Annotated in this window: 5 protein-coding genes and 1 CRISPR repeat array; all 5 genes read left to right on the forward strand. The window is 66.2% G+C overall.

The window, feature by feature from the left end:
* The first annotated feature begins 1 nt into the window (after position 1).
* From csb2 to cas2, 5 genes are read left to right on the forward strand one after another with little or no spacing between them, the layout of a single operon-like run.
* The gene (gene csb2, locus GZ998_RS05170) at positions 2–1,417 is read left to right on the forward strand and encodes a type I-U CRISPR-associated protein Csb2 (RefSeq protein ID WP_219109225.1); all 1,416 of its coding nucleotides are present in this window, start codon (positions 2–4) and stop codon (positions 1,415–1,417) included.
* Positions 1,414–4,416: a type I-U CRISPR-associated helicase/endonuclease Cas3 gene (gene cas3u / locus GZ998_RS05175; protein ID WP_219109226.1), complete on the forward strand. Its 3,003-nt coding sequence runs from the start codon at positions 1,414–1,416 to the stop codon at positions 4,414–4,416. The genes csb2 and cas3u overlap by 4 nt, the downstream gene beginning before the upstream one ends.
* Complete coding sequence (locus GZ998_RS05180; protein ID WP_219109227.1) at positions 4,413–5,345, forward strand: hypothetical protein; 933 nt, start codon at positions 4,413–4,415, stop codon at positions 5,343–5,345. Before cas3u ends, GZ998_RS05180 begins: the two co-directional genes overlap by 4 nt.
* Positions 5,342–7,027 (forward strand): CRISPR-associated endonuclease Cas1, encoded by a 1,686-nt coding sequence (cas1, locus tag GZ998_RS05185; RefSeq protein ID WP_202616185.1) that lies wholly within the window; start codon positions 5,342–5,344, stop codon positions 7,025–7,027. The genes GZ998_RS05180 and cas1 overlap by 4 nt, the downstream gene beginning before the upstream one ends.
* Complete coding sequence (gene cas2, locus GZ998_RS05190) at positions 7,024–7,314, forward strand: CRISPR-associated endonuclease Cas2 (protein WP_092532301.1); 291 nt, start codon at positions 7,024–7,026, stop codon at positions 7,312–7,314. Before cas1 ends, cas2 begins: the two co-directional genes overlap by 4 nt.
* 168 nt (positions 7,315–7,482) lie before the next feature.
* Positions 7,483–10,257: a CRISPR direct-repeat array (repeat unit 36 nt; unit sequence GTCTTCCCGGCCTTCATGGCCGGGCTCCATTGAGGC).
* Positions 10,258–10,390 lie beyond the last annotated feature (133 nt).

Consider the following 10,390-nt stretch of genomic DNA (forward strand, 5'->3'; position numbering starts at 1 on the left):
CATGACCCTCCGCTTGGACATCACGCTCCTGAGCGAGCGCTACGACGCCGGGGGAGGGGAGGATCCGCGTGCCGTGGAGTGGCCTCCCCACCCGGCCCGGGTATTCGCCGCCCTGCGCGCTGTCGCCGGTGAGGATGAACTAGGACCGTTGGAGGAGTTGGAGCGCCTGGCGCCGCCGGTGATCCATGCCTCCAGGGCGGAGACGCGGCGTTCTCGGGGATACGTCGTGACGAACGTGCGTGACAACAAGGGTGGCCACCAGATTTACCCCGCACGCACCAGCGGCTTCCGGCAGCGCACCAGCACCCTGCCTGAGGACGCCCGCGTCCAATTCGACTGGCCGGATGGGGACGCACTTCCCGATGGCACGGTGGCCGCCCTCGACCGCCTCGCCCGGCGCGTGCCGTACCTCGGCCGCTCGACGTCGTCGGCAACGCTCGCCTTCAGCCGGGTGGGGGAGCCGACGCCGCTGCCGGGCCTGACCACCTATGAGCCGACGGTAGGGCGTAGCCCCCTGAGTATCCGGGTGCCTTACCCCGGCTACCTCGACGAGCTCAACGCCCTGTATCGGGAGGATCAACCCGCATGGCAGGCCGCCGGCCCGCGTGCGCGCCGTTTCTACCGTGAAGTCGGGGCGGCGGAGACCAGTGACGAGAGCAGCGAGGAGATCTCTGCGGTGGACGACTTCGATTCCCCCTACCCGGACCTGGTCATTCTCAGATTCGAGGAGCTGCGTCCCTCCGGGCACCTGGTATCCATCTTCACCGAGGCCCTGCGTCGCAAGGTCATGGGGCAGACGGAGGACCCGCTGCCGCCCGCACTGCACGGCCACGGCACCCCCGGACTGCCGCATGTCGCCTACCTGGGGCTACCCTTCGTGGGCAATGAGCACGCCGACGGGCAACTCATGGCTTTAGCCGTCGCTGTCCCCGGGCTGGAACACGACGAACGCCTGCGAATCCTGCGCGGCATCCTCGGGGAGGATCCGGAACGGGAGATCTCGCTCCGGGTGTCCGGCTTCAGGCAGGAGTTCAAGCTCCGGTACGCGTCGGACGAGACACGGCCCTTCACTTCCACCATCGAGCGCTGGACGGACCCCGCGCGGACGTGGGCGACGGCCACGCCACTGGTCCTGGACCGCTACCCGAAGGACGGCGACCTCGCCGCGGCAGTGGCCGAGTCCTTCGTCAACGCCGGCCTGCCGGAGCCGCGTGAGGTCGAGGTGAGCAGAGAGCCCATGCTGTACGGGGCCGTGCGGCTGAAGCCACAGGAGCTGCCCAAGCGCTGCCACGGCCGCCTGTACACGCATGCGCGCGTTGCCTTCGATCGCCCCGTCAGGGGGCCGATTCTGGCGGGGGCGGGGCGCTACTTCGGCGTCGGGCTGTTTGCCCCCGAATATGAGGAGGAGCAGCAATGAATGTCACCGATTTCGAGAAGTTCATGCGGGAGGTGCATGGACATGACCCCTTCCCATGGCAGTCGGCGGTGATCGAGCAGGCGGTGGAACGGGGCACTTGGCCGGCGCTTGTCGACGTGCCGACCGGCATGGGCAAGACCTCCATGCTGGACGTGGCCGTATTCCTCCTGGCACTAAGCGCCGGAGGCGAGGCGCCCGCAGGCCTGGGGCGGCGTCGCATCTTCCTGGTGGTGGACCGCCGGATCGTGGTTGACCAGGCCGAGGCGCACGGGCGACACATCGCTGACGCTCTGGAGGAGGCCGTTGAGGGCGAGGTCCGCTTCGAGGTGGCTCAGAGACTACGTGGCTTGGCGGGAGACGAGGACCACGCACTGCGGGTGGTGAAGATGCGCGGCGGAGCGACCTGGGATGCCGCCTGGCTGCCGCGTCCCGACCTGCCCGCCATAATCACCGGCACCGTGGACCAGGTGGGCAGCCGCCTGTTTTTCCGCGGATACGGGGTCAGCAAAGGACGACGGCCCATCGACGCCGCGCTCGTGGGCACCGACTCGGTCGTCATGATCGACGAGGCCCACCTGGCACAGGCCTTCACCACCTCGCTGGCGTCCGCCCGTCAGGCCGACCGGACCTGCCAGCTGGGGCTGCCGGAGAGCTCGGTGATTCACCTGAGTGCTACGAGTGCGGAGAGGCCCGGGAAGGACCCTGGTGCCTGGGAGGCGTCATTCGATGAGGACGCGCATCTACGGAATAGGACCGCCGCGCAGAGGCTGACCGCGCATAAGCGCCTGACGCTCGTCGACTCGACGGAGAAGAAGATCGTCAAGGACATGGCTGCCCGTGTCGGTGAGCTGGTCGGCGAGCCCGGTTCCCGGGTGTTGGCGGTGTGCAATACGGTCGCCCGCGCCCGGGAAGTGTATGAGGCGCTCACCACCGGGAGGACCAAGCTCGGCGAAGTCGAGGTGCTGCTGCTCATGGGGCGCTCGCGCCCGCTGGACCGTGAGGGGATCGCCGAGCGGGTCACTGAGCTGTTCGGCGCCGGCCGGGAACCAGGCGACCACAAGGCGGTGCTAGTGGCCACCCAGACCATTGAGGTCGGCATCGACCTCGACGCCACGGACATGGTCACCGAGACCGCCTCCTGGGATGCCTTGGTGCAGCGCTTCGGCCGGGTCAACCGGCGAGGAGATCGTGCCTCCGCTTCCATCACAGTGGTGGAGGACCGCGCCAAGAAGCCCCCCGTATATGGGTCGGCGAAGGTGGCTACGGCCGAGTTTCTGCGAAGGATCGCGCAGAACGGGCTTGACGTTTCTCCGCTGGCGCTGCGCCATCTGCCGGAGGACGTGTCGAGAGACCTGATCTCGCCGCCGCCCCTGCTGCCGTTGTTACTGCCCGCTCATCTGGACGCCTGGGCGAGGACAAATCCCGCTCCGGTGAACGATCCGCCGTTGGACCCGTACCTGCACGGAATCAACAAGGCCGCCGCCCGGATCACCATCGCCTGGCGCGACGGCCTGGAGATCAGGAGTGGCGGTGAGAATGCCGAGGGCGACCCTGAGTTGCTGCCCCCAGATCATGCGGGAGCCGTGGTGGAGTCGGTGCCGGTGCGCAGCGAGGAATGTATAGAGGTCTCGCTCATGGCGGCACGTGCATGGCTGCAACAGGGCCAGTTGGAGACCATGGCCGACGTCGACGACTACGACGGCTTCGATGACATCCCCTTCAAGGACAATGAAGGCAATGCCAATCTGCAGGTGTTGCGCCGCGGCTCCGACGATCAGTGGCGGTGGATCACCGCTCGTGAATTGCGGCCGGGAGACACGATCGTCGTTCCGTGCGAGTACGGCGGCCTGGACCGCTTCGGCTGGAACCCCTCCAGCAAGGCGCCCGTAAAGGACATCTCCGAACTTGCCTCCCTGCGACGTGGGCAGCCCATTCTGCGCCTGGACTCCGACCCGGGGAGCCGACTGGGCCTGCCGCCTCTTGAGGGGCTGCGGGAACTGGTGGCCAACTGGCGGAATGCGGAGGAGCCGGAGGACCGTGACGCATGTCAGGGCGCCCTCGTAGAGGCGGCACGCCAGTGGCTGGGCTCGTCCGGCGCCCCCGAGTATCCCTGGACGCCGGAGGATATCGAGTGCTTGCGGAACGCTTTTGAGCACAGCGGTGCCCTCATCTCAACCGGTGTGGACCGGCGCCGTTGGAACGGGAGACGTGGACCTTCCGACGCTGGTTCGAGGGAACTGATTCCGGTGCTGCGGGGTACTGCTCCAGCAGACGACTGGCGGACCGTCGGCACGAGCGGAGTCCGCGCGGGCGGCAATGCCGCATCATCAGTGCCGTGGCGCACCGTCAGCGAGGAGGACCAGGCGGGCACTTCCACCCTCAACAGGCGCGTGACCCTGGCGGAGCACCTTGCGGCGGTGGGCGAGCGCGCCCAGCAGATCGCAACTAGCCTGGGGTTGCCGGAGGAGCTGCGGCGCGTTGTCGTAGACGCTGCCCGCTGGCACGACCTGGGCAAAGTGGACATGCGTTTCCAAGCCATGCTGTTCGACGGTTCCCGAATTGCCGCGGAGCTCGCCCGGGAGCCGCTGGCGAAGTCCGGCATGCCGCCCGGGGACCGCGCCCGACGTCGGCGTGCACAACGGCTCAGCGGCCTGCCCAGCGGCGCCAGGCATGAGGCGTGGTCGGAGGCGATCGTCACCGCCCACCTGGAGGGACTCCCCGAGCCATACCCGGGCGACGTCGAGCTGCTGCGGCACCTAGTGGCCAGCCACCACGGCCGCGCCCGTCCCTTCCTGCCACCCGTTGACGACCGGGGAGACGGTGCGCTTCGGGCGGCGATTGGTGAGGTCGCCGTCGAGGTTCCGCTGCCGGTCGAGTTGCATCTGGCAGACGCGGATCGATTCGCCAGGCTCACTGATCGCTACGGCCGGTGGGGCCTGGCGCTGCTTGAGACAGTGGTGCGCAGCGCCGACATGACCATTTCATCGGAGGGATCATGAGCCAAGTCAAGTTTCCTGCACTGGTTGGCGAATCACCGCTGGCCATCCTTGCCGCCATAGGTACATTTCGGCTGATCCGTGGCTTCGTTGACGACGATGCTCGCCTCTCCTGGGACCCGGACGACCGCGCCCCGGTACTGCACTCGATACTGGCATCGATAGACGCCGTCGCCGAGGAACTGGCGGAGATCGTCACCGAGATGCCCGAGGATGTGGTTGTGCCCGGAGGACCTCCGGGCTTCCCACCGCCTGGGGAAGCGCCTGACAAGCTACGGCTGAAACAGGGACAGTTGTACGAACGCTTCGGCGACGACACTCCGTCGCCCGTGGTGCAGAGATGGCTCGCCAGCCTCGTGACCGACCTAGTCGCTGACCCCCAGGGGCGCGGTGCGATCAGCCAGTTCACCGCGCCCGCAGGCAAGCAGTCCATGGCGACCATGCTGGAGAAGCCTCTGCGGCTGGTGCAGTCCGAGCCCGAGTATTTGCGTCAGGCGCTAATCGGCTGGCGCAGAGTGCCTGGCGTAACCGGCGAGTACCTGGATCATCGTGCCAACTGGGACAGCGGCGAGGACGGCAGAGGCAAGGCCGAGATGCGCGGCGTGCCCGGGGCGACGTGGCTAGCGCTCATGTCCTACCCGCTTTGGACCACCACGGCGGCCGGACAGCAGGTCCGCACCAGTGGGTGGCACAGTCAGCCGGTCGGTCGTGACGACCGCCGCTCGGCTCCTGAACTGAGACTGCCTCTGTGGCGAGAGCCGTTGGGGTTGGCGGCGGTGAAGGCACTGGTTGAGGACCCGGTCTTGGACGGAAAGTGGGATGCGGTGGAGCAGGACAAGCTTCGCGTCATGGGGATCTTCCATGTATGCCGTGCGCATCGTCGTAAGGCGGAAGGTCAGAAGTCCGCGGGCGTATTGGTGACAGTGTCATGAGCATCAACACCATCAGGCCTGACCTGCCGGGACTGCCGGAGACGGTGCCCGCACGCATGCTGAATGAGTTCGTGTACTGCCCACGGCTGTTCCACCTGGAGTGGGTGCAGCAGCAATTCGCCACCAGCGACGACGTCGAGGAGGGGCTGTACCTGCACCGGGTTGTTGACCGGGAGGCGGGGGACCTGCCGGACAAGTCCGAGGCGTGGAACGGGCGGGTCGCCAGATCCGTGTCGCTGTCCTCACCGAGGCTCGGGCTGGCTACCAGGCTGGATCTCGTGGAGGACGGCGGGGACGGGACCGTCGTCCCGGTCGACTACAAGAAGGGACACCCCAACAAGGATGGTGGTGCTTGGCCCAGTGATCGCGTGCAGTCCCTGGTGCAGGCGCTGTTGCTGCGCGAGGAGGGTTACGCCGTCGAGCGGGCCGAGATCTGGTACGCCGAGACCCGGCAGCGCGTCCACATCACCGTGGACGATGCGGCGCTGCAGGAGATCACCGACACCGTGACACGTGCGTGGCGGGTGGCGTCCGACCCGTCGGCGCCCCCACCGATGCGTGACAGCCCGAAGTGTGCCCGCTGCTCGCTGGTGGGCATCTGTCTGCCCGATGAGCTGGACGCACTGCAGACGCCTCCGAAGCAGCGCAGACCGCTGAAGCGGTTGATGGCGCCGATTCTGGAGGGACGCCCGGTCTACGTGACGCTGCAAGGTGCGGTGGTCGGCGTGCGAAGCGACCGGCTGGAGGTGCGCTTGTCGGGCGAGTTGAAGGCCAGCTATCGCCTGATAGACGTAAGCCAGGTGTGCGTCTTTGGGAACGTGACGGTGTCCGCCCAGGCTGCCAGGACCCTGCTTTCGCGAGACATCCCGGTGCTGTGGTTCAGCTACGGGGGCTGGTTCTCCGGCATTGCCGAAGGACTGCCGGGTAAGAACGTGGACCTGCGGATCGCGCAGTTCCGAGCGCCCGAGCAGCAACAGCTTGAGATCGCGCGCCGGATGATCTCCGGAAAGATCCGCAACAGCCGCACGATGCTGCGCCGAAACGCGCGTGGCGAGATGCCCCGAGTTGGCGAGCAGCTCAAGCAGCTAGCCATCCAGGCGATGCAGGCCGAGTCTTCGCAGCAACTGCTCGGGATCGAGGGGACGGCTGCACGCCTGTACTTCGGGAGCTTCTCGGCCATGGTCGGGAAGAACTCACGTGTGGACGTCTCGGACTTCCAGGAGAACGGGCGCACGCGGCGGCCGCCGAAGGATCCGCTCAACGCACTGCTGTCCTTCTGCTACACGCTGCTGGTTAAGGACCTGACTGTCACGCTCATGGGGATCGGCTTCGACCCCTACTACGGGATGTTCCATAAGCCCCGGTTCGGGCGTCCTGCGCTCGCGTTGGACCTGGCGGAGGAGTTTCGGTCCCTGGTAGCAGAGAGCGTGGTGCTGCAGGTGCTAAACAACGGTGAAGTCGGTCCGCATGACTTTCAGAGTCGGGCCGGCGGATGCATGCTGGAGGCGAGTGGCCGCAAGGCCGTGCTCAGGGCCTATGAGCGGAGGCTGGAGCAGGAGATTACGCACCCGCAGTTCGGCTACAAGGCCAGCTATCGTCGCGTCATGGACATCCAGGCACGGGTGCTCGGTGCGGTCATGTTGGGGGAGCTGGATGACTACACGGCGATGGTGACTAGATGAGGACGAACCGACGCCGATATCTCATCGCGTACGACATCCGCAAGCCCGGGCGGCTGCGCCGGATCTGCAAGCTTATGGAGGCCAACGGCGAACGGCTCCAGTACTCTGTGTTCATCTGCGACCTGAACCGGACCGAGCTGGTCCACTTAAGGGCTGACAGTGAGGAGATCATGAACCTAGACGAGGACTCGGTGGTGATCGTCGACCTCGGCGAACTGGGGGAGGACCGCTTCACGTTCGTCGGTAGGCGTGCGGGTCTGCCCACTCAGGGGGCCCAGATTGTTTAGCGAGCGCTCCGGTGCTGCCCCGATCCCAGGGGAGTGCTCGAAAGGGCGGTATGACAGGGTTTTCTGGTTGTCGGCGGACCAGCGGACACGATTCACTTGCCCGTTTCTGCGGCAGCGCTCGCGAGACCGCGTAGAATCCTTGACCAGCCGCGGCAAAATCCGCGAGCTGTCTTCCCGGCCTTCATGGCCGGGCTCCATTGAGGCAGAAGTAACTTCTAACCAGACCAGACCTGACCTGAGGTCTTCCCGGCCTTCATGGCCGGGCTCCATTGAGGCATGATGTAAGCGTATCCGCTAGCACCGGCACGGCGTGTCTTCCCGGCCTTCATGGCCGGGCTCCATTGAGGCTCCTTCCTTAACTGCCCTGCTTGCCGCCCTGCTTGGGTCTTCCCGGCCTTCATGGCCGGGCTCCATTGAGGCATCCCGGGGCGTGTTTCGGTATAGTCACGCACGAGGTCTTCCCGGCCTTCATGGCCGGGCTCCATTGAGGCATGATGCAAGCGTATCTGCTAGCACCGACAAGGCGCGTCTTCCCGGCCTTCATGGCCGGGCTCCATTGAGGCATCTGGTCGGTGAAGTTGTCCAGCTCCTCCTGTGAGTCTTCCCGGCCTTCATGGCCGGGCTCCATTGAGGCACCTGGGAGGAAAACATTCACGACTGGGACAAGGGGGTCTTCCCGGCCTTCATGGCCGGGCTCCATTGAGGCATTAACCGCTGAAGCATAGTCTTAAATGACGTGCCAGTCTTCCCGGCCTTCATGGCCGGGCTCCATTGAGGCATGTGCGATACGGTAGACCGAAACACCGGCCTTGGGTCTTCCCGGCCTTCATGGCCGGGCTCCATTGAGGCAACACACCTCACAAGGCCCTCATCGACACACTCACGTCTTCCCGGCCTTCATGGCCGGGCTCCATTGAGGCCAGTAGCCAATCCAGGCGGGCGGGCATGAAATCAGGTCTTCCCGGCCTTCATGGCCGGGCTCCATTGAGGCACCGCACGCAACCGCGTAGGTTACCGCCGTCGTGGTGTCTTCCCGGCCTTCATGGCCGGGCTCCATTGAGGCCTGCGCTCAGGCGTCAGCCAGGACAGGAGGGTGCGGTCTTCCCGGCCTTCATGGCCGGGCTCCATTGAGGCTCCACCACAATCGCCTTGTACTGGTGGTGCTCGGCGGTCTTCCCGGCCTTCATGGCCGGGCTCCATTGAGGCCGGCGGTGGTCAGCTCGCCGCTCATGAGCTGGGCACGTCTTCCCGGCCTTCATGGCCGGGCTCCATTGAGGCAGTGTGACCTCCGGCTCGCTCACTTGGTCTCCTCCCGTCTTCCCGGCCTTCATGGCCGGGCTCCATTGAGGCGTCACCGACAGCACGTCAACAACACGCGTCAACGCCGGTCTTCCCGGCCTTCATGGCCGGGCTCCATTGAGGCAACGCCTGGCAGCGCCGCCACAACCTCTAAGAGGCAGTCTTCCCGGCCTTCATGGCCGGGCTCCATTGAGGCTCTCTTGCCGAATACAAGGATCGCATCTCTCAGGAGGTCTTCCCGGCCTTCATGGCCGGGCTCCATTGAGGCACGATGCCACGCGGATAGTCATGCGGGTACAGGTACGTCTTCCCGGCCTTCATGGCCGGGCTCCATTGAGGCATGAACATCGGCATCATCGCCGGTGGCGCAGTGGGCGCGTCTTCCCGGCCTTCATGGCCGGGCTCCATTGAGGCCAGATGCCGCCGAGGAAGAAGTGCTGGTAGCCGCGGGTCTTCCCGGCCTTCATGGCCGGGCTCCATTGAGGCACACCCCGGGCGAGCCCGCGAGCGCCCCGCCTAAGGTCTTCCCGGCCTTCATGGCCGGGCTCCATTGAGGCTCTGCTTCCCGCCCGTTGGTCCACTCAACGGGAGCCGGTCTTCCCGGCCTTCATGGCCGGGCTCCATTGAGGCGGGTGCGCCGGGTCAGCATGAATACGATTTCACAGCGTCTTCCCGGCCTTCATGGCCGGGCTCCATTGAGGCAGTTCGACGCAGAGCACTTTGGACATGTCATCCTCCGTCTTCCCGGCCTTCATGGCCGGGCTCCATTGAGGCGAGTAGGTGCCCTGCCGGATGCCGAGCAGCTCGGGCGGTCTTCCCGGCCTTCATGGCCGGGCTCCATTGAGGCACGGCCTGCTCGCCGCCGACGGCGCGCACCCACTCCGGGTCTTCCCGGCCTTTATGGCCGGGCTCCATTGAGGCAAGTCCCAGGACCGAATCCTGCGCTTCAAGCCGGCGCGTCTTCCCGGCCTTCATGGCCGGGCTCCATTGAGGCCTTGGCGTGCAGCCATTGGAAAAACCCGGTGAGTGCGTCTTCCCGGCCTTCATGGCCGGGCTCCATTGAGGCAGCTTCATCTCCCGCCGCAACGCCGGCACTGCCCGGGTCTTCCCGGCCTTCATGGCCGGGCTCCATTGAGGCAGTCAGCGGGCCGTCAAGGCGCTCAAGGTCTACGGCGTCTTCCCGGTCTTCATGGCCGGGCTCCATTGAGGCACTGGAGGCCGGGTCACCGCCTCCGATCACAAGAAGGTCTTCCCGGTCTTCATGGCCGGGCTCCATTGAGGCTGAGCGGCCGCGTCGGTGGTGGCGTCAACAAACACCTGTCTTCCCGGTCTTCATGGCCGGGCTCCATTGAGGCCGCTGACGGCGGCAACAACCCGGTCGAGGAGCCGAGTCTTCCCGGCCTTCATGGCCGGGCTCCATTGAGGCGCCGTCTCAATGCCTAGTGACTGGCCGAGCACGTCGGGTCTTCCCGGCCTTCATGGCCGGGCTCCATTGAGGCGGCACCCTGATCCTGTCCGCCATGGGCCGCGGCGGGAGCTTTCCCGGCCTTCATGGCCGGGCTCCATTGAGGCTCACCAATGTCCGCGTGCAGATCCTCATTCGACAATGTTTTCCCGGCCCTCATGGCCGGGCTCCATTAAGCGGTGTCAGGGGCAACCTGATGCCGCAGGCCGACCTCCGTCGGTCGCTCTGTCACGCTCCGCTCGCGCAGACGCGCGCCCGCTGCAAGGTGCCAACGCGGAGGGCCCGAACCGCCGACCTGCGGTTCGGGCCCTC

The sequence above is a fragment of the Actinomyces sp. 594 genome (assembly GCF_019325145.1).
Classification (GTDB): domain Bacteria; phylum Actinomycetota; class Actinomycetes; order Actinomycetales; family Actinomycetaceae; genus Actinomyces.